Origin of the sequence: Fictibacillus nanhaiensis (assembly GCF_019801215.1) — a bacterium.
GTDB classification, from domain to species: domain Bacteria; phylum Bacillota; class Bacilli; order Bacillales; family Fictibacillaceae; genus Fictibacillus; species Fictibacillus nanhaiensis_C.
In genome coordinates this window covers 392,630-418,540 of record NZ_JAHVJO010000003.1, presented here as the reverse complement: position 1 = coordinate 418,540, position 25,911 = coordinate 392,630, and the positions used below count along the sequence as shown (strand labels likewise).

The following is a 25,911-nucleotide window of genomic DNA, read 5'->3' as shown; positions in this document are numbered from 1 at the left end:
TAAAAAAGACCACTTCCATAATCGGAAGCAGTCTTTAAAGGATCCTGTTTTTTTGTTCTAGATATAGAATGGCCATATAAACAGTAATTGCGTTTTTAAATTGTTTTACATCGATTCCAGTTTTGTCATAAAACTTGTCAACACGGTATTGAAGGCTATTCCGATGAATGTATAACTTTTTGGCAGCTAATGAAATGTTCATGTTGCACTCTACGAATACTTTGATGCTCTTTAGCGTTTCTTGATCTTCTTCTGCCCACTCATCGAACAGAAGGTCTAATGTCATTTCTGTTCCTTCACTTGCTGAACGGAGAAGAAGGTAGGGAACAATGTCCGCTGTTGTATACACTGATTTCGGCAAGAGATTGTTTTTTACCGCTAAAAATTGTTTTTGTTCACGTTCAAAAGTATCTTTTGCAAAAGCTGTTTGGTAATGATAGGAACCGATATAAATAGAGATATCCATATAAAAATCTGTAGAAAGAACGTCTTTCAGCGCTTCATACGGGGTATCGTTAAACGCTTGTCTAGACGTTTCAATAATGACGCCGCTTTTGAAGTCATGATTTAAGAGAAGCACCGCATCCTCTGGGAATAGTCCGTTAACTGCTTCCGAAAAAGAACTATAGTCTGTTATAGGTTTTTTGCTAAAAAAATGAACAAAACGATGAAAACTCTTTGCCTCAGTGGAGGCATCTCCTGTAAGAATGGATTTCCATTTTAATTGAGCAGGAGAAAAAGTTTGCTCTGCCGAACCTACTTCAAACGAATCAAACATGGAGCTTAATAATTTTTTCTCAGTATCGGAAAGGGAAGATTGAGTTATGCCAAACGCTTCTCCTTCATTTGTGATAAACCATTGAAATCCTGAAGTTTGGGAAAGGTCGGTCGTTATGGCATCTTTGTAGTGTTTCTTTAATTTATCGAGCATCCTATTTCATATCCTTTCAGAGGAAACCTTGTTATTATTATAGCAATGTTACGGTATAGACTAAACGGGTTTGAGAAGTTAGGAGGAAGAAAGATGAAAAAGTGCCCATGAGTAACTTCTTCAACGGTCGTGTACGACTGGGAGAATAAAGACATTTGGACAAATAAAAGAAAGTGGGCAGATCATTCAAATTCTAAATCGCTTATCCTGACGTTTGATGACGGACCTTCATCGGTATTAATTCCGATTCTAGATATTTTAAAAAGGCATGAAGCAAAAGCAATGTTCTTTTGGCAGTCACGATTATTGCATAAACAAAGACCATGGAAACGTGTTGTAGAGGAAGGTCATATTATTGGCGGTCATTCACTCAGACATAGAGATCTTACGAGACTTAGTCTTGAAAAGCAGCATCACGATATTAAATCAAATAAAGAGCATATTGAAAACCTCACAGGTCAAAAGATGAAATATTTCCGGCCGCCATACGGACAGTTTAATGAAGATACTCTTTCCGTACTAGATAAGCTCGATCTTATTCCTTTTCTATGGGAAGTGGCGGGGCTTGATTGGGAGCATAAGCAAGATCCTGAGCACATTATCCATCATGTTATCAATTATGTAGAGGAAGGTTCAGTGATTTTGCTGCATGAACTAAAGCAAACAGTCCTGATTTTAGATGAGCTGCTGACTGAACTGAAAGCAGAAGGATATACGTTCGGTCTGCCGCCAAAATAGTATTGGAGGAGTATATGAAAAAAAAGATTGTCGTATCGTTCAGTGGAGGTAAAGATTCCATCTTAGCTTTACATAGGCTCCAGAAATCCGGAAAGTGGGAGATTGAATCTTTATTGACTACTTTAACTGAAGACTATGACAGAACAACCATGCATGGGGTACGAAATAGTCTGTTGGAGATGCAGGCACATTCACTTGGCATTCCTCTTCGCAAAGTGTGGATCCCAAAGGATTGTCCAAATGAAATCTATCAGCAAAGAATGGGAAATGCCGTAAACCGTATACTTGCTGATGGCATTGCATACATCATGTTTGGAGATATATTTTTAGAAGATGTGAAAGTCTATCGTGAAAAAATGCTAGAAGGTATAGGATTAACTCCTATCTTTCCTATTTGGGGAGAAGACTCAAAAAAGCTGATTGACGAATTTGTAAAGGAAGGCTTTAAAACTGTAGTATGCTGCGTGGATGCCTTTACAATAGATGCGTCCTTTTTGGGAAGAGTCATAGATGAGCCATTTATAAACGATTATCCAGTAGAGCATGATGTTTGCGGAGAGAACGGGGAATTTCATACTTTTGTTTTTGATGGACCGAACTTTTCTTATCCTATTCCGTATAAACTTGGTGAATGCCGGATGGTAAAAGATATGTTTACAGGTCAGGACCGTTTTTATTTTGTAGATTTGCTGTCAGTTGTTTCATCTAAGTAAGCTTTCCGTCCACATTGCTTGTCTATTTTGAAATCGCTTATACTAGGTAAGTAGAATATGCTGTAATGGAGAGAACGAATATGAATATATGGGTTTCAATTACGATAATGATCATAGTCGGAGCATTTATTGGCGGGCTGACGAATTTAATTGCCATCAAAATGCTGTTCCGTCCTTTCAACACTTTATATATTGGTAAATTCAGGGTTCCATTTACCCCAGGACTCATTCCGAAGCGAAGACATCAGCTAGCTGTCCAGTTAGGAGAAACGGTTACAAAACATCTTCTCACTGCTGAGGGAGTTCAGGCGAAAATCAATGATTCTGGTTTTCGTACAGAGATGACAGAACTGATTCAAGGTGAAGTGAAACGCTTTTTAAAAAGCGACGTTACAATAAATGAACTATTGAAAAAAGACTTCGGTGTAGAAGATATGCAGCACCGCATTCAATCGATGACTGAGAATTGGCTTCTGAACAGAATGAAAAAAATGTTCGAAGAATCGAATGGCAAGGAAATGAAAGATGTCCTTCCTGAAAAGTTTGTTTCAGCGGGTGAAGAAAAGCTTCCGGAAGTTGTGGACTGGCTCCTGAACAGAGGTGTTCATTATTTAGAGAGCAGCGAGGGAAGAAAGGCGTTAGCGAATGGAATAGACGCATTTTTGATGGATAAAGGTATGCTCGTCAACATGGTTTCAATGTTCTTCGGAAATGTGAGTATCGTTGACAAAGTTCAGCCTGAACTGATTAAGTTTTTAAAGCATGAGAATACACGTGAAACCATGCTAAAGCTTTTTGAATCAGAATACCGTGGCTTCATGGAAAAGAGAATGGGAGAAGCGGTAGGATTACTGAGTGTGCCAGACCTTATCTCTGGGGTGGCAAAAGAAATAACGAACAGACTGCCGATTGAAGAATATTTAAATACACCGGTAAGTCAAATTGCAGATGCCATTGAAGGGTGGATTGTGGATGACCTGACACCTAAGGCAGTGGCTGCAGGACTAGATTTATTTGTCGCAAAACTTGATGTTCTTCTTGAAAAGATGCATCTCGCTAAAATCGTCGAGGAACAAGTAGAGGCATTTTCTCTGGAGCGTCTAGAGGAAATTATCATATCAATCGCCAAAAGCGAACTGAAAATGATTACATGGCTTGGAGCTTTATTAGGTGGATTGATCGGTCTGTTTCAAGGTATCCTTGTACTATTATTATAGAGTCTGTTATAGTGGGTACCGTACTTTAATACATGGGAGGTTTTTTAACAATGGCAAACGTATATGATGTTGCATACGATCTAGAAAAAGCATTAAGAAATAGCGAAGACTTTCAGGCTTTAAAAAATAGCTATGATGAAGTAAACAATAATCCTCAAACGAAAGAGCTGTTTGGTAAATTCCGTGACATTCAAGTGACTTTGCAGCAAAAGCAAATGTCTGGTCAAGAAGTTACTCAAGAAGAAGTAGAAGCTGCTCAACAATTGTTTACAGAAGTTCAACAAAACGAAACGATTTCTAAGCTTATGGCGGCAGAACAACGTATGAGTACAATCATTAATGATCTGAACAGAGTGATTACGAAACCGCTGGAAGAGCTTTATGGTCCAATGACGCAAGAAAACGAACCACAACAGTAAAAAGGATCCCAAACCCTGTTTCTTCAACGGAAACAGGGTTTTTCTTTTTGTCCGAAAGAATGTAGGCTTGTCAGCGTTCTAAAGCATGTTTAAAGGTCATAGACTTAACACGAGTCTTTATACTTTATTTTCGCGAAATGGGGGGAGCAACATGGTATACCGTTTACTAGCGATTGACATCGACGGAACCCTACTGCGAAGCAATTTCCGTATCGATAAAGAAACGAAAGAAGCCATTGATTATGTACAACAAAAAGGGGTATACGTCACACTCGCTTCGGGAAGGAGCTTTCCTTCTACTCAAAAGATAGCAAAAGCGCTAAAGATCAACAATTATCTAATCAGTCATAATGGAGGATTTATTGCCTCATCCCTTGACGAGCCACTTCAAGAAACGCGCCTCTCTGTAGAGGAAACCTACAGGATTGTGGACATCCTTGAGAATTACGAATGTCATATGCGCGTGGTTCATGAGCGCTTTTCAGTTGGTAATCAGCTGAAGCAAAAGAGCCAGCTTGTTGCGAAATTAACACTCAGCACGGGTGATCCGCTTTTCTATCCTGTATCCTTCACAGAAAATCTAGGAGACTATGTCCTGTCTCAAGAAGTTTCGCCACCAAAGATGGATGTTCAGTTTTTTGATGAAAAAGAGTGTGAATCTGCTAAAAAGTTCTTAAAAGAACAAATGCCAGATTTGGAGTATTCCTCTTCGACAAAATCTAATTTAGAAATAACTGCGAAAAAAGCAACTAAAGGGAACGGTTTACGATTTCTTGGCGAAAAGCTTGGAATTGCGCCAAACGAAATGGTGGCAATCGGGGATTCGTACAACGATATGGATATGATCGAATTTGCAGGTCTTGGCGTAGCGATGGCGAACGCACCAGACGATGTAAAGCGCAAAGCGAAGTGGATTACACGTACAAACGATCAACTAGGTGTTCCTTATATGGTAAAAGAAGTTTTTCGGAAGCAAATGCGCTTCCAAACAATGAAAAGATAGTATTATGTAGAATAATAGAGGGCTCTTTATGGAGGAATTCGTCCATGAAGGGTCTTTTTGTTGTTGTTTTAAAGAGCGAATCCAAAAATCTAGTGCTTGAATTCAGAAATTTAGAGGGTGAATCCAAAAAGATAGCTGATTTATCCACAAGATTTAAGCTTTAATTCAGAAATTGTCATATTAGCAGACAAGCCCACAGAATTACAACTTTTTTCGACATTCATTTGGCGAATTTTATCAAAAACGTTTCAGTTTGATTACAAATGTAGAAAATGAAAGGGTTTACATGAATCCTGTTGAAATTTATTTATGTAAGTAACACTTTGTAAAGGGAGGATTCAAATGGAAAAAACGTTAGACCTACAATTAAAACCAAAGGTGGCAGAGTTCCTGAACGGAACGAAGAAACATTTTATTAATGGGGAATGGGTCAGTTCCGCAAACGGAAAAACATTTGAAACAGTAAACCCTGCAACGGGAGAGGTACTTGCCGTTGTATCTGAAGGTGGAGCAGAGGACATCGACAAAGCAGTTAAAGCTGCTAGAGCTGCATTTGAAACAGGCTACTGGTCAAAAATGCCTGCGTCCAAGCGTAGTTACTTAATTTACAAACTAGCTGATTTAATGGAAGAAAATAAAGAAGAGTTGGCACAGCTTGATACTCTCGATAACGGGAAACCAATCGGAGAAACGACGCATGCTGACGTACCATTAGCGATTGAGCATTTCCGTTATTACGCAGGATGGTCTACGAAAATTGTCGGACAAACGATTCCTGTTGCAGGAAGCTTCTTCAACTATACGCGTCACGAAGCACTTGGTGTAGTTGGACAGATCATTCCTTGGAACTTCCCGTTGTTAATGGCAGCGTGGAAACTTGGGGCGGCACTTGCTACAGGCTGTACAGTTGTGTTGAAGCCAGCAGAGCAAACACCACTTTCTGCGCTTTATTTAGCTAAATTAGCGCAAGAAGCAGGATTCCCTGAAGGCGTACTTAACGTAGTAACAGGTGCAGGCGAAACAGGAGCGGCTCTTGTTGATCATCCAAACGTAGACAAAATCGCATTTACTGGCTCAACTGAAGTAGGAAAAATGATTATGCGTAATGCCTCTCATACATTAAAGCGTGTAACGTTAGAACTTGGTGGAAAGTCACCCAATATCATTCTGCCGGATGCTGATATGAAACGTGCGATTCCTGGTGCTTTGAGTGGTATTATGTTTAATCAAGGACAAGTTTGCTGTGCAGGTTCACGTCTTTATATCCAGAAGAAATCGTTTGATAATGTAGTAGCAGATCTTGTTTCACATGCGAAAAAAATCAAACAAGGTCCTGGATTGGATCGGGATACGACGATGGGGCCTCTTGTTTCGGAAGAGCAGCATAACCGTGTCCTTAACTATATTCAAAAAGGTAAGGATGAAGGTGCAGAACTTCTGACTGGTGGAACAGCACCTTATGACCGAGGATATTTTGTAGAGCCAACGATTTTTGCGGATGTTGATGATAAAATGACGATCGCAAAAGAAGAAATCTTTGGTCCAGTTGTAGCTGCGATGCCGTTTGAAGACCTTGACGAGGTGATTAATCGTGCAAATGACTCCGATTATGGTCTTGCTGCAGGACTATGGACTGAAAACTTAAAAACGGCTCACTATGTATCTAACAAACTTCGTGCAGGTACGGTTTGGGTGAACTGCTATAATGCGTTTGATGCTGCATCACCATTTGGAGGCTATAAGCAATCTGGAATGGGTCGGGAGATGGGCTCTTATGCATTGAACAATTACACAGAAGTGAAGAGTGTGTGGGTTAACTTAAAATAACAACAAAGACATTACGGGGTCAAAAATGGAACGGAAACGAAAGAAGACCGGCGCTAGATCAAGCAGCCGGTCTTTTTTATGTTTTTTACAGCATTACTTTAATAAAACGTAAGCCTGTATCATCATAATCTAAGCTTCTGTAAAACTCATGAGTATCTGTCCGGTGTTTTCCGCTATTGAGCAAGATGGCAGTTGCGCCTTGCTCTTTAGCCCATTCTTCTCCATACCGGACAAGCTGCTTGCCGATTCCGTTTCCTCTAAATTCTTCACTAACTACCAGAGCCGAGATTCTAGCATAACAGCCATTTTTTTCGAAGAAGATTCCTATTGTAAGACCAATCATCCCGATGACTTGATCGTTTATACAAGCAACAAAACAGGCGTATGCTTCATTTGGGAGAAGTGTTTCTAAACGTTCAGTCATTTCTTCAGGAGATGTCGGATATCCGAGTTCCCCCATCAAATAGGAAAGTTCATAACTGTCTTCATACCGAGCTTCACGAATAAAAACTTCACTCACTTTTTTTCCCCTCGTTTCCGTAAGATTCATTAGCGGTGGAAAAGAAGCAGCTGTCCCTTTGGTGAAGTCAGACGATGCGTTTTTTCTTGTAAGTTTAGTTCAGCCAAACGGGCTTCTCCCCGTTGTTTTGCTTCACGATCATTGGATGCTGAAATATTTTCATCCAATACTTTATCCCCGTTCTTTTCGTAGGCAGTCAATACATATGTATTCATGGTTGTTAACTCCTTTCGTATCTAAAAAATGATTTCCACGTTAACCGGATTATTTCCTGCAAAACCACATTAAATTGTATGAAACTTCGCAGAATACATCACGTATTAGGAATAATATGGTATATTTTACAACGGGAGGGGATTTTATGCTTACCATAAACGAAGTTCGGAAAAAATTTGGTGTCTTTACGGCTGTTGACGGATTAAACCTAGAGATTCCGAGTGGAGAGATCTTTGGATTGCTAGGAGCGAACGGTGCGGGCAAGACCACTACCTTCAGAATGATCCTAGGATTATTAACACCAACAGAAGGTTCAATTACGTGGAATGGGAAAGAAATTTCATATGAGACAAGTGATGTAGTAGGTTATCTTCCAGAAGAAAGAGGCTTGTATCCAAAACTGACGGTTAGGGAACAGCTTATTTATTTAGGACAACTGCGAGGAATGTCACGTTCACTTATCCAAGAACAAACAGAGAATTGGTTAAAGCGATTTGGAGCAGATGAATATTTGAACAAAAAAGTAGAATCTCTTTCAAAAGGAAATCAGCAAAAAATACAATTTATTGCGGCGGTTATCCATCGACCAGAGTTATTAATTTTAGATGAACCTTTTAGCGGCTTAGATCCAGTTAACGTAGAGCTATTAAAAAACGCCGTTCATGAGCTGAAAAAGGAAGGTACAACAATCGTTTTTTCCAGTCATAGAATGGAACATGTTGAAGAACTCTGTGAGCATTTATGCATCATGCATAAGGGGAGATCAGTTGTTCAAGGAAACTTAAAAGATATTAAACGCTCTTTCGGAAAGAAGAACGTATCTGTAAAAGCAGACTTTGATCTAAGTTACTTAAAAGATACGAATGGGGTTGTTAAACACCGTTTGACAGCTGACGGAATTATATTGCAGGTAGAACGAGAAGAAGCTGCGAACGAATTATTCCTAGCCATTCAATCAAAAGGATTTGTTAGAAAGTTTGAACTCGAAGAACCTTCATTGAATGATATTTTTATCGAAAAGGTAGGTGTCGTTCATGAGTAAGTTTTTGACCGTTATGATGCATACATATCGTTCGAAGATTAAGTCAAAACCCTTTATCATCTCTACGCTGATTACGATTCTATTATTATTTGTCGTCACGAACATGAATCAAATCACAAAAATGTTTAATGGAGATGAAGTATCACACGTCGGAGTTATTGATAAAACGGGGGAGACCTTTACAGCCCTGCAAACACATTTAAAGCAAGCTGGTGATGAGCTTGAGGCTAAAGAGGTTACCAAATCTGAAAAAGACGCAGAAAAGCTTGTGCGAACAGGTGAATATGATGGTCTTTTGATTTTGGATAAAGACGCGGCTGGTATTGTAACCGGGACTTACAAAGCTGAAGATGTAACAAAACAGGATCTGATTACGGATTTAGAGATGGCATTGCAACAGATCAAGAATAAAGCTGCAGCTGAATCAATCGGTTTGAACCAAGAACAGCTGGCAGCCATTTATTTGCCTGTCTCATTCAATAAAGAATCGCTATCTACGACTGCTAAGAGCGAAGAAGAAGCAGCGCAAGTATATATTCTCGTATACGTTCTTCTTTTCTTCATGTACATGTCCGTTATGATGTACGGAAGTATGATCGCGGTAGAAGTAGCAACGGAAAAATCGTCAAGAGTGATGGAGATTTTAATCTCAAGTGTCTCACCGGTTAAACAAATGTTTGGAAAAATATTTGGAATCGTCCTCATTGCTCTTACCCAGTTAGCCGTTATTATTGCGGGAGGTTATGCTGCGGTTAAGTTGAACGGACAGCTGAGTGGAAAAAATGAAAGTATTATTCAAGAGCTTAAGCTCAATGAAATTCCCGTTTCTTTAGTAGTATACGCTCTTCTTTTCTTCGTGTTAGGATTTTTTCTGTATGCGACACTATTTGCTATGATTGGCTCATTGATCAGCAGGGTAGAAGAAGTGAACAACATTATGACACCTGTCGTAATCGTAATCGTTGCTGCATTCATGATTGCCATGTATGGAAGAGAAAATCCGGAGTCTGGCTTTGTTGCGGCCGCTTCTTACTTCCCGTTGTTTACTCCAATGCTTATGCTGCTGCGTGTTGGAATGCTATCATTACCTGTTTGGGAAGTGGCACTTGGAATTGGTGTGCTTGTGGGTGCTATACTGCTTTTTGCCGTTATTGGAGCACGTGTGTATCGCGGAGGTGTTCTTATGTACGGAAACGCACCATCTTTAAAACTGTTTAAACAGGCAATGCTTTTATCAAAACAAGAAAAGAAAGATTCAACTGGAATATAAATCTTTGATGGGAAAGCACACTTGCTTTCCTTTTTATTATGAGAAATTAGCGAACGTGTTTTCGTATATATGTTAAAATGAGGGGAAGAATGGTAGAAAAAAGGGTGAGTAGAATGATTAAATTTTTACATTGTGCAGACTTGCATTTAGACAGTCCGTTTAAGGGGCTTTCCTCCTTGCCTGAAGGGTTGTTTCTGCGGTTATTTGACAGTGCGTTTCTGTCATTTAAAAGACTTGTAGATTTAGCTATAAAGGAAGAAGTTGATTTTGTCATCATTGCTGGTGATTTATATGACAGCGGACAGCGAAGCTTAAAAGCTCAATCTTTTTTGAAAAATTGTTTCGTGAGATTAGAGACTCATAACATACAAGTATATATTAGTCATGGCAACCATGATCCCCTTGATGGACAATGGATTACACTGGATTGGCCGAAGAATGTTCATTTTTTTGAAGGCAATGCTATCCAGACATTATCTTATGAGAAAGAAGGCAAGACGATTGCTCGCATTCATGGGTTTAGCTATGAAACATCAGCTATTACAGATAACCGAACCCAACATTATCCAGAAAAGAAAGACGGCTTTTACCATATCGGAGTATTACATGGTCAAGCAGATGGGTACAGCGGACACAGCCGATATGCACCATTTCTACTATCTGAGTTGTTGAAGAAGGGATACGATTATTGGGCTCTGGGCCATATTCATAAAAAAATGGATCTGAATGATGAACCACCTGTGCGCTATTCAGGGAACATACAAGGAAGACATAGTGGTGAAACGGGAGAAAAAGGTGGTTATATCGTTACACTTCATGAAAACCAGGCGAGCAGCAGATTTGTATCCACATCCGATATTGAATGGCATGAAGCAGTTATTCAATTAGAAAACTTTGAACGGCTGCAAGAAGTCATCACGTATTGTGAAGAAATTAAAGATACATACAGACAGGATCAGAAAGGTGTGTTCTTAATCATCACATTATCGGGACATACTCCTTTATATCCTGAACTACTTGATGGATCGTTTATTGAAGAGCTTGAAGGAATCCTGCGGGAAGAGGATGTGGAGAGTTCCTTTGTATACGTTGTTACCATTAAAAATGATACCCTTCCTTCAAAACAGAATGAGCTGTCTTTAAAGCAATCTGCTTTTTTTCAAGATGTATTACATGTTTTACAGGATGAAGGGGAACGTGAAATAGCGTTAGCTGAACTAATCACACACAAAACCGCAAGAAAACATATTTCACTAGGTCATGAGGATTGGGAAGAGATAACGAAACAAGCTGAGCAACTATTATTAGCAGAGCTTAATAAAGGGTAGGTGAAATCATGAAAATCGTTTTTCTTCATATCTATCACTTTGGTGTGTTGCAAAATTGCAAAATAACATTGGAGAAAACTGGATTCCAATGGCTGTTTGGAGAAAATGAAGCGGGTAAGACTACATTGATGGATTTTATAAGATGCATCTTATTTGGGTTTCCAACTAAAAATCAATCCCAACGACGGTATGAACCAAAGAACGGAAATCGCATGGGAGGTAAGCTTATCATCGATCACCCCAAATGGGGAATTTGGACGATAGAAAGAATTGAAGGTTCCAAAGTGGCTGGAGAGGTTACGATTTACAATGAAACCGGAGAGCTAAAAGAAGAGCCCTTTTTAAGTCAGCTATTAGACCGAATGGATCAATCTCTTTTTCAAGGTGCTTATTGCTTTGGACTTGATGGACTGCAAAAGCTCGATAAATTAACCTCTGAAGAACTTGGGAATTTTTTAATCAGTACGGCTATCTCCGGGGATCGTGATCTTCTTGAAATTGAACAAACGTTTGAAAAGAAACAATCGGAATTATTTAAAAAGGCGGGTAAAAAGCCTCTTATTAATGAAAAGCTGGAACAATTAAAGCGAATAGAAAAATCCTTGAGCGAGTATCGGGAAAAGAATGAAAATTACCAGCATATCAAGACCCAAAAAGAGAACCTGGAAAAAAGAAGTCAATCGCTTTTCGGAGAGTTAAAGGAGGTTCAACAAGAACGCAGGTTACTTAAGCGATTATTTGAGCTTCAGCCCGTTTTAGAAAAATATAAACAATTCTCACAAAAACTAAAGCCATTTGTTTCATCAGAAATAGTTTTTCCTGAAAATGGAATAAATCGGTTTGAGCAATGGAAAAAAGAAGTTTCCTTATTAAATGGAGAACTTCAATATATAGAAGAAAGGATTTCACACGTCAAGAACGCAGAGAATGCACTTGAGGTGAATGAAGCGTTTTTTGCGCTACAGAAGGAAATTAAACAATTGTTTAATAAACGATCACATGTTGAGCTTTTACAAAAACAAATGCACGATCTGGAGAAGAGTATCGATCAACTTCAGGTTGAAGAAAAAGACCTTAGTGCTTCAATTGGTGAAACATGGGGTGAAAAAGAATTAAGTGAATTGTCCTTCACTCTTTCATCTTTACATGAACATGAGGAATTACTAAAACAAAAAGTGAACATTCAAGAGAGAAAAAGAAGGCTAGAAGGCGATCTGGAAGAATCCAGAGTAAAGCTTGAAGGTTTTGAAAAAGAACAATCAGACCTGAAAGCACGCCTTTTACCTCAAGAAGAATACGAACGTTATGAAAAGGAACAGAACAAGAAGAATCAAAAAAATTCATTTCCTTTATATGCTGTATGGCTGCCCTTTATTTCTGCCGCTGTTCTGATCTGGTCTGGGTGGTCAACCGATAACTCATCGGTTTTTTATGGCGGTTTTCTTGTTTTGCTGTTAACAGGTTTGATGACAGCACTAAATGGAATGAAAAAGAAAACAGCAAACTCTCTCAATGAGGTTCAGTATACAGATCAAAAATGGTTAAAAGAGCTTGAGAACAGAAAGCTATGGATTCAGTTAGAAGCCGTGCTGGCACATGAAAATAATGTTTATTTACAAATTGCAAAGCAACTCGATTACTTAGAAATAGAAGAGGTACGCTTATTAGAACGTGCAGAAAGTTGGGCTAAAGAAAATGGTTATACAAGTGAGCTCGACAGATTACTAGTGTCAGGGTATGTGAATAGTCTCTATAAATTAAAAGAGCTTATGAAAAAGAAGCAAAACGCTGCACAAAAGCTTCAGCAAATGAAAGATGAATGGATTTCTTACGAAAGTAAAGCACTGCAGCTCTCTTCGGCGTTTAATGAAGAGACTTCAAATACGTTTGTGGAACAGGTTACCCGACTTCATTCGAAATTAGAGAAGCAGTTGCAGAGCGTAACAGAAAGAGATCATCTCCGAAGAAACCTTACAGAACTTTTAGAGAGAAAAGAAGGACTGCACAAACAGATTCAACATATTCAGATCCAAATTGAACATTTGTGGAAAGACGCTGGTGTTCATAATGAGGAAGAATATTACAAAAAAGGGAAAGATGTCGCTACATATACAAAGCTCGTGGAAGACAGAGATATGCTGTACAATCAGCTGTTATCCCTCGGGTTTTCAGCTTCTGAAATTGAGAAGATGGCCGAGAAGATAACCGAGCAATATGATCAAACGCTTCAGCATCTTGAGTACTGTGAAAATAAAGAAGTAAAATGGCAGACCGAACTCACGACGCTTACAGAAGACAAAGCCAAACTTGAGTGGGAAATGAAGAAACTTCTGGAGGACGGCAGCTATTCTGAGCATATGCATCGGTTCGAGCTATTAAAAGAAGAATGGAACAATTTCGTGAAAAAGTGGGCAAGTTATCGTCTTGCACAGCATGCACTTCAAAAAGTTAAAGAAGAGTATCAACAAACAAAACTGCCAGCAGTTTTAAAGACTTCCAGTGAGTATTTTAGTAAGATAACAGAAGGTGAATATCAATCTATCATCTATACAGAAACAGATGAATTGGCAGTCGTAAAAGCAGATGGATCTCGCTATTACCCCCATGAATTAAGCAGGGGAACGGCAGAGCAAGTGTACTTGTCTATCAGACTGGCAGTAGCTGCGAACGCGGGTCCAGCAGGTTTTCCGATTTTTATGGATGATATCGCTGTGAACTTTGATGAGAAGAGAACGAGAAAGACCCTGTCACTCATTCAAGAGGTAGCACTAAATCGGCAAGTTCTATATTTTACATGCCACTCTCATCTTGAATCTCTCATTCCTTCTGTACCATTTATTCAATGGGGCAGTCGTTTTAGTATTAGTTAAAAAAGGAGGGGACGGCCCATGTCAAATGACTATTCCGTTTATTTAGTAGAGGATGAGCAAGATCTTGCACATGTTTTAAAAGCGTATATGGAAAAAGAGGGATGGAGTGTATCCGTTTTTCATAATGGAGAAGATGCATTGAAGTGTTCTGAAGAATCCCCTCCCCATCTATGGATTTTGGATATTATGCTGCCAGGAATGGACGGCTATGAAATGATAAAAGAGATTAAAAAAAATCAAGATACACCTGTTATCTTTATCTCAGCTAGAGATCAGGATCTTGACCGGATTGTCGGACTTGAAATGGGAAGTGATGATTATTTGGCAAAACCTTTTATGCCAAGAGAGCTTGTGATCCGCGTAAAAAAACTATTAACAAGAATCTATGAAACAGGAAATCAGGTGCCGCAAGTAATTGAAATTACTGGATACAGGATAGATCCGATCTCGAGAAAGATTACGCGTGAAGGAGAAATAATCAACTTAACAGGCAAAGAAATAGACGTGCTGCTCTACTTAATCGAGAACAAGGGGAAATCCCGAAAGCGAGAAGAAATATTGGAATCTGTCTGGGGAGACGATTATTTTGGGTCAGAACGAGCTGTTGACGATGTGATTCGCCGTGTTCGGAAAAAAATGCCGAGGCTGAACTTGGAAACGGTATATGGTTCAGGATATCGGATCATTCCATCATGATTCGATTAAATCTCTCTCAGCGAATCTGGCTCTCGTTCGGACTGCTGCTGTTCACGATAGGACTTTTGACAGCCATAATCTACCCGCTTTCCATAAAAGATACAATGACTGAAGAAACCTATCGAATTATCGAAAACGGTCAAAAAACTGTGCTTGACCCAAAAATGCAGTTCCCTCAAAAAGGGGAATCTTCTATCGACTTTTATGAAAGAAAAAATGCAGGCCACTCGGTAGGACATATTCTTATCGTTGATCAGTATGCCACGGAAGGAGATTTTGTTCCGCAAGAGGTATTAGTGGAAATGGCTGAGAAAGCGTACGAACAGAAGAAAACGCAGGGCAGATACGAGTTGACTTATAAAAATGCTACCCTTTTTTATGTGATCTCTACAAAAACCAACGTTTTAGATGAGAAAGTTTATTTGATTTCCTATATGTGGGATACATATCGTGATCAAATGGTGAACCGTCTTTGGTTAAGACTTGTATTGATCTTGCTTTTCACCGGTATCTTTTCCATCTTGCCCGCCATTTGGCTTGCAAGGTACCTCCGTTCTCCATTAGCGATTCTTGGGAAGCGATTCGAGCAGATTGCGAAAAGAAACTGGCAGGAACCCTTTCATTGGAAGGGGGATGATGAGTTCTACGTCTTGTCGAAACAGTTTGAGGAGATGAGGCAGAATCTGCTTAGACATGATCATGCTCAGAAGACATTTATCCAGCATGCCTCACATGAGCTGAAAACACCGATTATGACGATCAAAAGTTACGCCCAGTCTGTGAAAGATGGCATCATGCCTAAGAAAACGACAGAAGATATGATGGATGTCATATTAAAAGAGACAGAGAGAATGGAGAAGCGTGTGAAAAACATGCTGTACTACACAAAATTGGATGCTATGAAACTAGATATTGTCACTAAGGAACATTTCCGATTTGGTGACCTTGCAGAAGATATAGTCGAGCGTTTCAAATACCAGCGTGAAGATATTCATTTTGACATTACAGGAAGCCACTATAAGATATTCGGTGACCAAGAACAGTGGAGCATCCTGCTCGATAATCTCGTTCAAAATGCATTGCGCTATGCTGATCAGACGATCCGGCTTTCTTCCTTTTACAAAGGCAATTACTTGATCATTGAAGTTTATAATGATGGAGAAAAGCTAACAGGTGTTTCTGGAGAAGAGATTTTTCAGCCATTTCGTAAAGGAAATAAGGGACAGTTCGGACTAGGACTTGCCATAGTTAAACGAATCGCTGAGCTTCATGGGGGAACAGCAGAAGCACACAATACGGAATCAGGCGTCGCTTTTCAAATCAGGCTTCCTATTAATGAGAAGGTATAAAGATAAAAACGAAAACATTTCATTACTCTAGTGTTCATACACGTAGATATATTAGCTGATATGCTATACTGAAAACAAAGAAAGGCGGGGTGGAATATGAAAAAAGGACTTGCATTTTATAAAGTGGGAGAAATGGTTGACGGTTTTTTTCTAATTAAATCTTCTGTAAAAGGAACGGCCAGCAACGGGAAACCATTTTTAACATTAATCCTGCAAGATCAATCAGGTGATGTTGAAGCAAAATTGTGGGATAGTTCTCCAGAAGATGAAGGGCTTTATGCTGCTCAAGAAATCGTAAAACTGTCTGGTGAGATGGGGAACTACAGAGGAAAAATGCAGCTTAAGCTTAAAGCGATCCGCCCTGCAACGGAGCTTGATGGAGTAAAAGTAAGCGATTTTCTGGAAACAGCTCCACTTACACAAGAAGCGATGGTTGAGACGATTACGCAATACATATTTGAGATGAAGAACCCGAATATCCAGCGAATCACCCGACATCTTCTGAAAAAGCATCAGACCGAGTTTCTAGAGTACCCAGCTGCTGTTAAGAATCATCATGAATTTGTTTCAGGCCTTGCATACCATGTTGTTTCAATGCTGAACATGGCAAAGGCATTTAGTAAGCTATACCCTTCATTGGACACAGATCTCCTTTATTCAGGGATTATCCTACACGATCTCGGTAAAGTTATTGAATTATCAGGACCTGTTGCAGCGTCTTACACGCTTGAAGGCAAATTACTTGGTCATATAACCATTATGGTTAATGAAATCGGAATGGCAGCAAGTGAGCTTGAGATTGAAGGTGAAGAAGTTACTGTTCTTCAGCATCTTGTTCTCAGTCATCACAGCAAACCAGAGTGGGGCAGTCCGAAACAGCCTTTAATCAGAGAAGCAGAGATTCTTCATATGATTGATAATTTTGATGCGCGAATGAACATGATGGACCGTGCTCTTGAAAAAGTGCAGCCTGGAGAATTTACTGAAAAACAGTTTGCTCTTGAAAACCGTTCACTGTATAAGCCGCAATTCCAAACAGAATTAATAAAAAATTAATATCCAGAAAACGATTGTGAATTGCTTGAAATTATGATAAATTTGGAATTGGAAAGTTAGATTAAGAATATTAGGAGGCAATGACTCATGAAAAGCATTGTTCAGATTAAGGCAGGAAAGCAAGCTAAATAACGACCAATCCGATTAGGAAAGGCTTATTTAGCATGCATTCTACCTTCTTTTGAGCGATCTTTCATGTGTCATAGGCAGCCTTTTTACAAAAAGTCTGTGGAATGCACATTGTAGAGGTGCTTATCCATGGGCTTTTTTATTTTTATTAAAAATGATCCCATTATCCACTTCTAAAGTACTCAAAAAGAAGGTATGTATCAGATATTTTATTACAAGAAAAGAGTGAACAACATGAAATGGAAAGACTGGGATACAAATATTAAAGTAAGATTGATCGGTGAGTTTTTCGTTAGTCTGTTATTTTGGATGTTCTTCCCGTTTATGGCTATCTATTTTTCAGATGAGCTTGGCAAAGAATCTGCCGGAATTTTGCTTGTGCTTTCACAGGTTGTAGGTGTCTTTGCGAATCTCGTAGGCGGATATTGTGCAGATAAATATGGACGAAAGAAAATGATGGTTATCTCTGCCTGGGGACAGGCGATTACCTTCATATTCTTTGTTCTGGCAAACTCTCCTTGGTTAGATTCACCTATTTTAACGTTTATCGCATTTTCGACTCTTGGTCTATTTGGATCTCTTTACTGGCCGGCAAGTCACGCGATGATTGCTGACGTCGTGGAGGAGAAGCATAGAACAGAAGTATTTGCGGTGTTCTATACATCAATGAATATATCTGTCGTTTTTGGCCCTGTGCTCGGAAGTATCTTCTTTTTCTCTTATCGGTTTGAACTTTTAATCGCCTGTTTGATCGTCAGTGTCATTTTGGCAATCGTACTAGCGAAATACATCAGAGAAACTGTACCGGTAAAGAAAGAAGTACTTGAACAGGTAGGTCCTGATAAAAAATGGTATGAAGCGGTTTGGGAGCAGCTTAAAGATTACCGTGTCATTGCAAGCGACAAATTATTTTTGCTGTTTATCTTTGCAGGAATTCTTGTTGCCCAAACATTTATGCAAATGGATCTGCTTTTAGCGATCTACACAACTGAAAAAGTACCGGATCAATCCCTATTTTCGTTTGGCAGCTGGGATATCTCATTGACCGGTGAAAAAGTTTTTGGATACTTAATCTCCTTAAACGGTCTAATGGTTGCACTCTGTACCGTGTGGATGGCCAGATGGATGAACCGTTTCCGTGAAGGAAGAGTATTTATCACATCAGCACTTCTATATGGTGTATCTATGCTCGTTTTTGGCAGCACGACGATGATGTGGATTCTATTTGCTGCGATGGTCATCTTTACGATTGCAGAGTTGATGGTAGTCGGCATACAGGAAAGCTTTATTTCTAAACTCGCTCCAGAAAATATGAGAGGTCAATACTTTGCTGCAGCCGGTCTTCGCTTTACCATTGGGCGTACCATTGCTCCAATTTCTATTCCATTAACGATGTGGATTGGATTTGAAAACACGTTTAACCTTCTTTTTCTATTAGCGGTTATGAGTGCAGGCATATATTTCATCATGTTCCGAGCATTCGAGAAGAAAACTAAGTCTAATTCTAAATCAGAGAACAAGACTGAACCTGTACTTTCGTGACATATCTTTCTCTGTTCCTTCATAGACTTGAGTAAAAGCTTGTCTAACAAAAGGGGGAGTTTATCGATGAAAGGATATGCTGCTTTATTTTTTGGTGCGATACTCATTGCTGCATTTGTATTGAAAGAATATTCGGCAGGAGTAAGCAAAATTTTTACAATGACTCCATGGTGGATGTATTTTGTGCTTTGCGGCATTATTTATAGCGGATTCCGAGTAGTAACTTTATTTCAAGAAGATCGAGCCATCGAACAAAAGGTCATTGAAGAAGAAGGAAAAGTGTATATGAAGCGCATTGAACACGCAAAGGCAAGAGATGAGGCATACTTAATCAATAATGGTTTTGTTGAAGAGGATCAAAAAGCTTCAGGTGAATAAAAAAGACCTGCCGAGATGGCAGGTCTTTTTATTTTATTATTGTTGTGGCATTGCAGGCTGCTCTGGTTGCTCAGCTTTCTTTTCCATCTTTTCTTTTAATTCTTTATCTTTCACCTTAACGTCAGCTTTTTTGCGAAGAGTTTCAAGGATTTCTGTGATTGGCTTCGCTTTTTGTTGTTTCAATTCTTGTTCGATTTGTTCTTTCTTATCTTCAAACTTGTTTTCACGCTTGTCCGTTACTTTAATAATGTGTACACCGTAATCAGACTTTACAAGGTCGCTTGTTTCACCTTTATCAAGAGTGAACGCTACTTTCTCAAATTCAGGAACCATTGCACCTTTACCGAAGAAGCCAAGGTCTCCGCCTTTAGATTTAGAACCAGGGTCTTTAGAGTATTCTTCCGCTAATTTCGCGAAATCTCCGCCTTCGTTCAGTTTCTTTTGAACTTCTTTTGCTGTTTTCTCGTCATCTACAAGAATGTGGCTCGCTTTTACTTCTGTTTTGTATTTTTCTTCGAAGACCTTCTTCATTTCGTCTTCAGAAATTTTAACGCCTTCAGTTGCCGCTTTTTCATTTAAAAGCATAGACTTTACGCGTTCTTTTAATTGTTTTTCATCATTTAAGCCATTTTGCTCAAGGGCTTGCTTGAACGCATCTTCTCCTCCAAGCTCTTCTTTAATCTTTTCAATTTCTTTATCAATCTCTTTGTCTGTTACTTTGTATTTGTCTTCAAGTACCATTTCATCGATCATCTGGCCAAGTACTTGATCACCATACTGATCTTTCATCTTATTATAAAACTCTTCTTTTGTAATATCTCCAGCTTTTGATTCAACGATAGCTTCTGAGTCAGCACCTGCGTTATTACAAGCGGATAACGAGATAAGCCCCGCTGTAAGCCCTAAAGATAACATCCATTTTTTCATTTGCAAACACTCCTACTGTGAAGTAATAATTTAACATCTTTTACTATAGCATAAACGCTCTTGGTATTCCTATTCAATAAACGAAATATGAGAAAATTTACACATTATGTTCGATATACAAATCTATATACAAGAGTTTTTTTTCTTAAGTTTAAAAAAAAATTTTAAAAACCGGGTCATTCGTCTAATCAAAACAGGGCGTTTATCTATATGATATGGAGAAAGAAAAGGGAGGTATGATGATGAGCTATGGTTATGGGTACGGGTACGGTTGTGGGGGAGGATTTACAATACTTATTGTTCTATTTATCCTTCTCATCATTATAGGTGCTGCTTACTGCTAAAAGATGAATGTAACAAAATTTCAATAATAACAGGGCGTATGCCTATGCGTGTCTTACTCGTGCTGCATAGGATAGTGTACAGATTAGTGAAGGAGGTGGCAACATGGGCTACGGACATGGAAAAGGCTTTGCTTTAATTGTAGTGTTGTTTATCTTATTGATTATCGTAGGTGCTGCTTGTTTCTGCTAATCTAAATGGCTGGTTGTCTTACCGAATCTTTTTGTAGAGGATTACGTAAGACGTCTCATTTAGTAGCAGATTCAATATCATCGTGTTGTGCTTTACTATAATAATCAATAGGTGTAGAGTATGAATGTTAAGGAAACACAAGGGGGAAAGCAAACTGGTTCCCCCTTTTACTATGTAAAATTTTCATAAGACGTTTGAAAGGTAGGAAGAAATGAGCAGAATGGTTATAGAAACATTTATGGTACGATAAACAGAATCCTGCTGTTTACTTGACATGTTTTTCTTATCACATAGTTTATGGGTGAGCGAATTAAATACAAATAAGAACACAGGTGCTAAAAAGACGAAGATATAGCCAGCCATATAAAAACCTCCAACATGTACTACTTGTTTAACTTTACCAAAATATGTGGAATATGAATAGAAAAATTACTTATCACAAGGGGAGATAAGATGAGAAATAGATGGAGAACGGCCTTTTTTATCCTATTGCTTCTTACATTAGCCATTCCGGTTACAGTTGGGGTGTTGCTTTTCACTGATCCAAAGGCGAATGAGCTTGATCGCAGTCAACTAGGTTCAGATGTAACGGCAAATCAAAAGCTGTTGAGCATACATACAGAGAAAGAACAGGTGGAGGATTTAATAAATCAAGAGCTAAGGAAAAAAGCGCCTAACGTGAACGTTTATGTGAATTTACGTGATGAAGCTGTTTTGAATGGATCTTTTGTAGCATTTAATCAGGAACTGCCATACCAAATCATCTTTGAGCCAGAAGTGATGGAGAACGGCGATCTGCTGTTAAAAGAAAAGGATATTCAGGTTGGACGGTTTCCTTTACCAGGGGACGAAGTATTTACGCTGTTAAAAAATACGATAGATTTTCCAGATTGGGTCGATGTTTACCCGTCTGATGAAAGTATCTTGATGAAAATAACAGAAATGAAAACGAAACCGGGTTATGCCATTAAAACAGAGAAGTTCGATTTAAAAAAGAATTCTATACAGTTCGGCGTATATACGACAAAATAATTGAGACTACCCTTTAGGTATTTCACAAAATTGAAGGTGCTTTTCGGTTCACTCGTAAAAAAATGAGGAATGCTCGTGCAACCCAATTATACAAAAATAATTCATATCCAAATGGAGGAAGTTGGATTATAATATAGACATAGATTGACTAGAAAGCAGGGTAAGTATGGAGACGGTTGAGGAGAGGTTAGAGAGACTAGAATTTTATAATCAGCTCACGATTGAAAGTGTCGATCTCACGTCGTATCCATTTTTCAGGCTAGTGATGGAAAAAAAGCTCACCGAAAAAGAAGTGAACGACATCCTTCTTCTTTGCGATGAGCTTGAGAAAACATATTTGATGCAGGCAGAAGAAGGCTTTGTTCATTACACACCGCTTTTAATCCATTTTGCAGGTATGTTAACACCAAAGCTTAATCCGAGAGAAACCATTCAGGCTCTTATACATCAAGGAAAGCATATCTCTTTAATGGAAAAACTTTACGAGCTTTCGATACGTTACGAATGAGTTGAGGCAATTTCCTCAGCTGCAATAATAACAGGTGCAGGCTTTTGCTCACCGAGCGACTCTTCGATTTTTTCTTCTAGTTTACTAAAAATAGACATAAAATCATCACCGTATAAGTTTCGTATGATAGACATCAGTTCTGGAAACTCAGGGAAGCTGCCGAAAAGATCTTTAATTGGCAATGATGCACTAAATACACCGAATTTTGCTGGGTCGTAAGTACTTAAAGTTTGCAGCAATAGCTCTTCGCCTTTAGGTGTTAAGCATATGTATGTATTGCGTTTGTCGTCTTCTTTTTTCGAGAATGTAAGGTAACCTTGTTCTTCAAGTTTTTTCGAAAAGTTAAAGGCTGTGGAAACATGCATGACCCCGAATTTAGCGATATCAGAAATCGAAGCACCTTCCAGATGATGAGCAATCCAGAGAATATGGTGTTCGTTGATATTTAATCCGTAATCTTTAATCCAGTTTTGCCAGTCTTTCTCAACGCTCTTCCATAAAGCTTTGCTAATCTGCGAAAGTTTGTGACTATAGATCATGGCTTCTTGAAAACTGTATAATTGATCTTTGTTCATTTTTAAAATGCCCCTCCATCTTATAAAACACATCCTATTCCTCATTATGCCAGTATTTCCTATAATAAGAAAGTAAATTTTTTCAATTTTTACGTATTTTTTAGTAAAGAAGTTATACATCTTTTTACGGATATAGTGGATAGTCAAAGGATATACATGCATTTAACACATAAAAAAAATCCTCCAAACAAGGAGAATTTTTTTAAAAAATGTTATTTCGTTTCTTGCTCCATTTCTTCATCTTTTTTTTCAATAATGGATGCAGCCGTTTCTTGCATCGCTTCTTCTTTTTCTTTCTTAGCAAATCTGATCTTTTCTTTTAGTTGAATACCGTCGCGCTTAATACTGGAGAATGTAGTTTTCATTTTATCCATATTTTCTTTCAAATCTTTTCGTACTTCTTTCCCAGCTTTTGGAGTGGATAGCAAGGTAGCTGCTGCTGTTACTACCGTTCCTAATGCGAAACCTGCAATGATAGATTTTGATTTAGACATCTTAAAATTCCTCCTCATTCTTTTATTATCTAATAAATTCGGTAATATCCCTTATAATCCTATGAAGAATAATGACGAATATAAAAATATTTCCCGATAGATTTCGTCAGGATTGGACATGGTCAGATAAATTGGGAAATCGGATAAAAATTATGTAAAACGTTGTGTTGATAGACTTAAAGTGATGAAAACTGCGAAAGAAGGGCAGTTTTTAGTAGAAAGAAATCTGTCTAATTTACTGGTATTTTGACTGGTTTTGTACTTTAATGAAGTCGAAATTAAAAAAGAGGAATGAATGATATGGATTGACGAAGAATAGCAAAACAGGGTATACATAATTAAAACCCGACAGGAGGGATCGAAGAGTGAAAAAACAAAATACGATTGGCAATTATTTTAACAAAATGAAAGAAAAAGCGAGTGCAGTTTTGGAAAGTTCCACCCAGACAGGTGAGCTTGTTTCTAAGGCGGAGGATAAAACGTCTCAAACGGATAAGCAAGGTTTGCGTGATTTAGGTGCTCAAGTAAAAGCCCTTGTCCGTTTAGTGAAATCTTACAAAAGGGGCGATTACCGGAACGTCTCTAAAAAATCAATGGTTCTCATTGTGGCCGGCCTATTATATTTTGTCAGTCCGATAGATGCCGTTCCTGATTTTCTGATAGGGGCCGGTTTGTTAGATGATGCAACTGTTTTAGCGTTTTTGTTTAAAACATTATCCAGTGAGATTTCATCCTTTCAATCCTGGGAAAAAGAAGATTCATACGTAAAGCCAGCTCCATAAAGGAACTGGCTTTTTTTCTTTATATATTTATATGAATTAGACGGTTAAACTGGATTGTTTCGAGAACCGTTGTGCAACAGGATAAATAAAAAACATAATCAGTCCGCTTATTACGCTTGTTGGAAGTACGATCAGCCCGATGAAGCTGAATAAAGATCCAGGCAAACCGGCTACAAGCATTGCTACTAAGAGGAATACCGTTCCGCTTATAATCGTACCGACTACCGTTAAAAGTACGGCACTAAATGCATTTACTTTTACTTTCTTTGCTAGCAAGAACATGGCTAAAAAAATAAACGCTGTTATGGGCTTTTCAACCAGGTTGGCGATTTGTCCGCCAGCCATTCCAGTTGTTAATGCAGAAATAGCACCTGCTGCCATACTTGCGATCAATACGTTTTGCTTTGTAGGTGATAGCATTATGGCTAAAAACATCATAACGAGCAGTAAATCTGGCTTCATCCCAAAAAATAATGGCGGGACCACCGTGTGAAAAACATACCCCAATGCAATAAGTACGGATGTTAAAGCTAATGATTTTGTATTCATATCTCATCTCTCCTCAGCTATAGCTTGGCTAAATTTCTTTCCAACAGTGTCCTTATGACCTATTGCGAAAGTAACTCCTATGTTATCAAACGAACACGTATCTGAAAAGGCATTTGGCTTACTTACCGTATTTTTCCTGAAAATGAAGCATAAATGCTGCCAATTCCTCACATGACTCTTGGGATACAGCATTATAGATTGAAGCGCGAATACCGCCAACAGACCGATGTCCTTTTAATCCATAAAACCCGTGGGCTTCACTTTCTTTAATAAAATGTCTCTCTGCTTCTTCTGTATTTAAATTGAACGTAACATTCATAAGGGATCTGGATTCAGGCGTACAATAGCCTTGATAAAAACCTGAGCTGTTATCAATTGCGTTATAAAGAGTTTCCGCTTTTTTCTTGTTTCTCCGTTCCATCTCTTCCACACCGCCTTGTTCTTCCATCCATTGCAATACAAGATTTAGAAGATAAATCGAGTAGACAGGTGGTGTGTTATACAAAGATCTATTTTCTGCATGAACATGATAAGACAATATCGAGGGAATGGATTCGCTTTCCCGCAATAAATCTTTTCTGATTATAACTGCTGTTACACCAGCAGGACCAAGGTTTTTTTGTGCACCAGCATAAATCAAGCCATATTGTGATACAGAAAAGGGTCTGCTCATAATATCACTCGACATATCGGCTACAAGTACTGGGTGTGAGAACGCATTTAAGTCTGGCCACTGTGAGCCGTAGATGGTATTGTTCGATGTTATATGCAAGTAGGCATCATTATCAAAAGACTCATAAATCATTTGAGGTAAAGTACGATAATCAGTCTCTTTTCCTGACACGACAATTTCACTCGATCCAATTCTTTTCGCTTCTTTATAGGCTTTCTCTGACCATGAACCGGTTAAAACATACTTTGCTGTTTTTTGAGCAGTGATTAAATTCATGGGAACCATCGCAAACTGCAAACTGGCTCCGCCTTGTAGAAATAAAACGTCATGTGTATCTGGTATGTTCAGCAACTGTCGCATCCGTGTTTTTGCCTCTTCATGGATACTTTCGTACGTGTCACCTCTATGGCTATGCTCCATAATGTTCAAACCTGTATTTTCAAAATCATCCCATTCTTTTTTTGCTCGGAGCATCACTTCTTTTGGTAACGTTGTAGGTCCTGCTTGAAAATAGATGCGTTCCATTTGTTCTCCTCCTCGTGTTATATGTATGAAAAAAAACTGCCTAAAAAATTGAGAGGCAGTTTTACTAT

Annotated in this window: 29 protein-coding genes; 20 read left to right on the top strand and 9 right to left on the bottom strand. The window is 38.7% G+C overall.

Annotated elements, in window-relative coordinates; genetic code table 11:
• Positions 1 to 34: 34 nt before the first annotated feature.
• On the bottom strand, positions 35 to 931 hold the full coding sequence (locus KUV80_RS15110; RefSeq protein ID WP_222463560.1) for a PucR family transcriptional regulator: 897 nt from the start codon (positions 929 to 931) through the stop codon (positions 35 to 37).
• Positions 932 to 1,060: 129 nt separating this feature from the next.
• Here KUV80_RS15110 and KUV80_RS15105 point away from each other — a divergent pair, with 129 nt between their 5' ends.
• From KUV80_RS15105 to KUV80_RS15080, 6 genes are all read left to right on the top strand, one after another.
• The gene (locus KUV80_RS15105) at positions 1,061 to 1,669 is read left to right on the top strand and encodes a polysaccharide deacetylase family protein (protein WP_338083509.1); all 609 of its coding nucleotides are present in this window, start codon (positions 1,061 to 1,063) and stop codon (positions 1,667 to 1,669) included.
• Between the two features lie 14 nt (positions 1,670 to 1,683).
• Positions 1,684 to 2,382 carry a diphthine--ammonia ligase gene (locus KUV80_RS15100; protein ID WP_222463559.1) on the top strand — a complete coding sequence of 233 codons (699 nt, stop codon included), beginning with the start codon at positions 1,684 to 1,686 and terminating at the stop codon, positions 2,380 to 2,382.
• Between the two features lie 80 nt (positions 2,383 to 2,462).
• Positions 2,463 to 3,599, top strand: a complete 1,137-nt coding sequence (locus KUV80_RS15095; protein ID WP_222463558.1) for a DUF445 domain-containing protein — start codon at positions 2,463 to 2,465, stop codon at positions 3,597 to 3,599.
• Positions 3,600 to 3,649: 50 nt separating this feature from the next.
• Positions 3,650 to 4,018: a YlbF family regulator gene (locus tag KUV80_RS15090; protein ID WP_222463557.1), complete on the top strand. Its 369-nt coding sequence runs from the start codon at positions 3,650 to 3,652 to the stop codon at positions 4,016 to 4,018.
• A 151-nt stretch (positions 4,019 to 4,169) separates the two neighbouring features.
• A complete protein-coding gene (locus KUV80_RS15085) occupies positions 4,170 to 5,021 on the top strand; it encodes a Cof-type HAD-IIB family hydrolase (protein WP_222463556.1) in 852 nt (283 codons plus the stop codon).
• A 342-nt stretch (positions 5,022 to 5,363) separates the two neighbouring features.
• Entirely contained in the window at positions 5,364 to 6,848 is a 1,485-nt protein-coding gene (locus KUV80_RS15080) for an aldehyde dehydrogenase family protein (protein WP_222463555.1), read from the top strand.
• A gap of 85 nt (positions 6,849 to 6,933) precedes the next feature.
• Here KUV80_RS15080 and KUV80_RS15075 read toward each other — a convergent pair whose 3' ends face one another.
• On the bottom strand, positions 6,934 to 7,368 hold the full coding sequence (locus KUV80_RS15075; RefSeq protein WP_338083508.1) for a GNAT family N-acetyltransferase: 435 nt from the start codon (positions 7,366 to 7,368) through the stop codon (positions 6,934 to 6,936).
• A 29-nt stretch (positions 7,369 to 7,397) separates the two neighbouring features.
• Entirely contained in the window at positions 7,398 to 7,583 is a 186-nt protein-coding gene (locus KUV80_RS15070) for a YhzD family protein (RefSeq protein ID WP_222463554.1), read from the bottom strand.
• A gap of 146 nt (positions 7,584 to 7,729) precedes the next feature.
• On the opposite strand from KUV80_RS15070, the gene KUV80_RS15065 reads away from it, so the two are divergent.
• From KUV80_RS15065 to KUV80_RS15025, 9 genes are all read left to right on the top strand, one after another.
• Positions 7,730 to 8,626: an ABC transporter ATP-binding protein gene (locus KUV80_RS15065; protein ID WP_222463553.1), complete on the top strand. Its 897-nt coding sequence runs from the start codon at positions 7,730 to 7,732 to the stop codon at positions 8,624 to 8,626.
• A complete protein-coding gene (locus KUV80_RS15060; protein WP_222463552.1) occupies positions 8,619 to 9,896 on the top strand; it encodes an ABC transporter permease in 1,278 nt (425 codons plus the stop codon). Before KUV80_RS15065 ends, KUV80_RS15060 begins: the two co-directional genes overlap by 8 nt.
• 113 nt (positions 9,897 to 10,009) lie before the next feature.
• Positions 10,010 to 11,224, top strand: coding sequence for a metallophosphoesterase family protein (locus KUV80_RS15055; RefSeq protein ID WP_222463551.1), 1,215 nt, complete (start codon positions 10,010 to 10,012; stop codon positions 11,222 to 11,224).
• Positions 11,225 to 11,232: 8 nt separating this feature from the next.
• Positions 11,233 to 14,094: an ATP-binding protein gene (locus KUV80_RS15050; RefSeq protein ID WP_222463550.1), complete on the top strand. Its 2,862-nt coding sequence runs from the start codon at positions 11,233 to 11,235 to the stop codon at positions 14,092 to 14,094.
• 18 nt (positions 14,095 to 14,112) lie between these two features.
• Positions 14,113 to 14,790: a response regulator transcription factor gene (locus tag KUV80_RS15045; RefSeq protein WP_222463549.1), complete on the top strand. Its 678-nt coding sequence runs from the start codon at positions 14,113 to 14,115 to the stop codon at positions 14,788 to 14,790.
• Positions 14,787 to 16,139 carry a sensor histidine kinase gene (locus KUV80_RS15040; RefSeq protein WP_222463548.1) on the top strand — a complete coding sequence of 451 codons (1,353 nt, stop codon included), beginning with the start codon at positions 14,787 to 14,789 and terminating at the stop codon, positions 16,137 to 16,139. Before KUV80_RS15045 ends, KUV80_RS15040 begins: the two co-directional genes overlap by 4 nt.
• 96 nt (positions 16,140 to 16,235) lie before the next feature.
• Positions 16,236 to 17,195 (top strand): 3'-5' exoribonuclease YhaM, encoded by a 960-nt coding sequence (gene yhaM / locus KUV80_RS15035; protein WP_222463547.1) that lies wholly within the window; start codon positions 16,236 to 16,238, stop codon positions 17,193 to 17,195.
• A 363-nt stretch (positions 17,196 to 17,558) separates the two neighbouring features.
• A complete protein-coding gene (locus KUV80_RS15030) occupies positions 17,559 to 18,866 on the top strand; it encodes an MDR family MFS transporter (protein WP_222463546.1) in 1,308 nt (435 codons plus the stop codon).
• A gap of 66 nt (positions 18,867 to 18,932) precedes the next feature.
• Positions 18,933 to 19,244 carry a sporulation YhaL family protein gene (locus tag KUV80_RS15025; RefSeq protein ID WP_222463545.1) on the top strand — a complete coding sequence of 104 codons (312 nt, stop codon included), beginning with the start codon at positions 18,933 to 18,935 and terminating at the stop codon, positions 19,242 to 19,244.
• A gap of 36 nt (positions 19,245 to 19,280) precedes the next feature.
• On the opposite strand, the gene KUV80_RS15020 is transcribed toward KUV80_RS15025, so the two are convergent.
• The gene (locus tag KUV80_RS15020) at positions 19,281 to 20,171 is read right to left on the bottom strand and encodes a peptidylprolyl isomerase (RefSeq protein ID WP_222463544.1); all 891 of its coding nucleotides are present in this window, start codon (positions 20,169 to 20,171) and stop codon (positions 19,281 to 19,283) included.
• Between the two features lie 215 nt (positions 20,172 to 20,386).
• Between KUV80_RS15020 and KUV80_RS15015 the strand changes: the two genes are divergently transcribed.
• Together KUV80_RS15015 and KUV80_RS15010 are read left to right on the top strand one after the other, a co-directional pair.
• Complete coding sequence (locus KUV80_RS15015; protein ID WP_425308941.1) at positions 20,387 to 20,515, top strand: YjcZ family sporulation protein; 129 nt, start codon at positions 20,387 to 20,389, stop codon at positions 20,513 to 20,515.
• Between the two features lie 103 nt (positions 20,516 to 20,618).
• Positions 20,619 to 20,705: a YjcZ family sporulation protein gene (locus KUV80_RS15010; protein WP_130297031.1), complete on the top strand. Its 87-nt coding sequence runs from the start codon at positions 20,619 to 20,621 to the stop codon at positions 20,703 to 20,705.
• Between the two features lie 183 nt (positions 20,706 to 20,888).
• Here the strand turns inward: KUV80_RS15010 and KUV80_RS15005 are convergent, their stop codons facing one another.
• Positions 20,889 to 21,068, bottom strand: a complete 180-nt coding sequence (locus KUV80_RS15005) for a hypothetical protein (RefSeq protein WP_222463542.1) — start codon at positions 21,066 to 21,068, stop codon at positions 20,889 to 20,891.
• A 90-nt stretch (positions 21,069 to 21,158) separates the two neighbouring features.
• Between KUV80_RS15005 and KUV80_RS15000 the strand changes: the two genes are divergently transcribed.
• On the top strand, positions 21,159 to 21,737 hold the full coding sequence (locus KUV80_RS15000) for a YpmS family protein (protein ID WP_222463541.1): 579 nt from the start codon (positions 21,159 to 21,161) through the stop codon (positions 21,735 to 21,737).
• 166 nt (positions 21,738 to 21,903) lie between these two features.
• Positions 21,904 to 22,245 carry a DUF1878 family protein gene (locus tag KUV80_RS14995; protein ID WP_222463540.1) on the top strand — a complete coding sequence of 114 codons (342 nt, stop codon included), beginning with the start codon at positions 21,904 to 21,906 and terminating at the stop codon, positions 22,243 to 22,245.
• Here the strand turns inward: KUV80_RS14995 and KUV80_RS14990 are convergent.
• On the bottom strand, positions 22,236 to 22,820 hold the full coding sequence (locus KUV80_RS14990) for an HTH-type transcriptional regulator Hpr (RefSeq protein ID WP_222463539.1): 585 nt from the start codon (positions 22,818 to 22,820) through the stop codon (positions 22,236 to 22,238). The two genes, KUV80_RS14995 and KUV80_RS14990, sit on opposite strands and share 10 nt — an antisense overlap.
• A gap of 212 nt (positions 22,821 to 23,032) precedes the next feature.
• Positions 23,033 to 23,314 carry a YtxH domain-containing protein gene (locus KUV80_RS14985; protein WP_222463538.1) on the bottom strand — a complete coding sequence of 94 codons (282 nt, stop codon included), beginning with the start codon at positions 23,312 to 23,314 and terminating at the stop codon, positions 23,033 to 23,035.
• A 365-nt stretch (positions 23,315 to 23,679) separates the two neighbouring features.
• Between KUV80_RS14985 and KUV80_RS18845 the strand changes: the two genes are divergently transcribed.
• Positions 23,680 to 24,096, top strand: coding sequence for a YkvA family protein (locus tag KUV80_RS18845; protein ID WP_222463537.1), 417 nt, complete (start codon positions 23,680 to 23,682; stop codon positions 24,094 to 24,096).
• A 36-nt stretch (positions 24,097 to 24,132) separates the two neighbouring features.
• Here KUV80_RS18845 and KUV80_RS14975 read toward each other — a convergent pair whose 3' ends face one another.
• Complete coding sequence (locus KUV80_RS14975) at positions 24,133 to 24,645, bottom strand: tryptophan transporter (RefSeq protein ID WP_222463536.1); 513 nt, start codon at positions 24,643 to 24,645, stop codon at positions 24,133 to 24,135.
• A gap of 118 nt (positions 24,646 to 24,763) precedes the next feature.
• On the bottom strand, positions 24,764 to 25,843 hold the full coding sequence (serC, locus tag KUV80_RS14970; protein ID WP_222463535.1) for a phosphoserine transaminase: 1,080 nt from the start codon (positions 25,841 to 25,843) through the stop codon (positions 24,764 to 24,766).
• Positions 25,844 to 25,911 lie beyond the last annotated feature (68 nt).

Bases quoted from the DNA above. Each gene is read 5' to 3' on its own strand.
- KUV80_RS15000 (WP_222463541.1), top strand. From the start codon at position 21,159: ATGAGAAATAGATGGAGAACGGCCTTTTTTATCCTATTGCTTCTTACA.
- KUV80_RS15045 (WP_222463549.1), top strand. From the start codon at position 14,113: ATGTCAAATGACTATTCCGTTTATTTAGTAGAGGATGAGCAAGATCTT.
- KUV80_RS15010 (WP_130297031.1), top strand. From the start codon at position 20,619: ATGGGCTACGGACATGGAAAAGGCTTTGCTTTAATTGTAGTGTTGTTT.
- KUV80_RS15055 (WP_222463551.1), top strand. From the start codon at position 10,010: ATGATTAAATTTTTACATTGTGCAGACTTGCATTTAGACAGTCCGTTT.
- KUV80_RS14990 (WP_222463539.1), bottom strand. From the start codon at position 22,820: ATGAACAAAGATCAATTATACAGTTTTCAAGAAGCCATGATCTATAGT.
- KUV80_RS15090 (WP_222463557.1), top strand. From the start codon at position 3,650: ATGGCAAACGTATATGATGTTGCATACGATCTAGAAAAAGCATTAAGA.
- KUV80_RS15065 (WP_222463553.1), top strand. From the start codon at position 7,730: ATGCTTACCATAAACGAAGTTCGGAAAAAATTTGGTGTCTTTACGGCT.
- KUV80_RS15095 (WP_222463558.1), top strand. From the start codon at position 2,463: ATGAATATATGGGTTTCAATTACGATAATGATCATAGTCGGAGCATTT.
- KUV80_RS15020 (WP_222463544.1), bottom strand. From the start codon at position 20,171: ATGAAAAAATGGATGTTATCTTTAGGGCTTACAGCGGGGCTTATCTCG.
- serC (WP_222463535.1), bottom strand. From the start codon at position 25,843: ATGGAACGCATCTATTTTCAAGCAGGACCTACAACGTTACCAAAAGAA.
- KUV80_RS15030 (WP_222463546.1), top strand. From the start codon at position 17,559: ATGAAATGGAAAGACTGGGATACAAATATTAAAGTAAGATTGATCGGT.
- KUV80_RS15060 (WP_222463552.1), top strand. From the start codon at position 8,619: ATGAGTAAGTTTTTGACCGTTATGATGCATACATATCGTTCGAAGATT.
- KUV80_RS15005 (WP_222463542.1), bottom strand. From the start codon at position 21,068: ATGGCTGGCTATATCTTCGTCTTTTTAGCACCTGTGTTCTTATTTGTA.
- yhaM (WP_222463547.1), top strand. From the start codon at position 16,236: ATGAAAAAAGGACTTGCATTTTATAAAGTGGGAGAAATGGTTGACGGT.
- KUV80_RS14995 (WP_222463540.1), top strand. From the start codon at position 21,904: ATGGAGACGGTTGAGGAGAGGTTAGAGAGACTAGAATTTTATAATCAG.
- KUV80_RS15025 (WP_222463545.1), top strand. From the start codon at position 18,933: ATGAAAGGATATGCTGCTTTATTTTTTGGTGCGATACTCATTGCTGCA.
- KUV80_RS14975 (WP_222463536.1), bottom strand. From the start codon at position 24,645: ATGAATACAAAATCATTAGCTTTAACATCCGTACTTATTGCATTGGGG.
- KUV80_RS15040 (WP_222463548.1), top strand. From the start codon at position 14,787: ATGATTCGATTAAATCTCTCTCAGCGAATCTGGCTCTCGTTCGGACTG.
- KUV80_RS15080 (WP_222463555.1), top strand. From the start codon at position 5,364: ATGGAAAAAACGTTAGACCTACAATTAAAACCAAAGGTGGCAGAGTTC.
- KUV80_RS15100 (WP_222463559.1), top strand. From the start codon at position 1,684: ATGAAAAAAAAGATTGTCGTATCGTTCAGTGGAGGTAAAGATTCCATC.
- KUV80_RS15015 (WP_425308941.1), top strand. From the start codon at position 20,387: ATGGAGAAAGAAAAGGGAGGTATGATGATGAGCTATGGTTATGGGTAC.
- KUV80_RS15070 (WP_222463554.1), bottom strand. From the start codon at position 7,583: ATGAATACATATGTATTGACTGCCTACGAAAAGAACGGGGATAAAGTA.
- KUV80_RS15085 (WP_222463556.1), top strand. From the start codon at position 4,170: ATGGTATACCGTTTACTAGCGATTGACATCGACGGAACCCTACTGCGA.
- KUV80_RS15050 (WP_222463550.1), top strand. From the start codon at position 11,233: ATGAAAATCGTTTTTCTTCATATCTATCACTTTGGTGTGTTGCAAAAT.
- KUV80_RS15110 (WP_222463560.1), bottom strand. From the start codon at position 931: ATGCTCGATAAATTAAAGAAACACTACAAAGATGCCATAACGACCGAC.
- KUV80_RS14985 (WP_222463538.1), bottom strand. From the start codon at position 23,314: ATGTCTAAATCAAAATCTATCATTGCAGGTTTCGCATTAGGAACGGTA.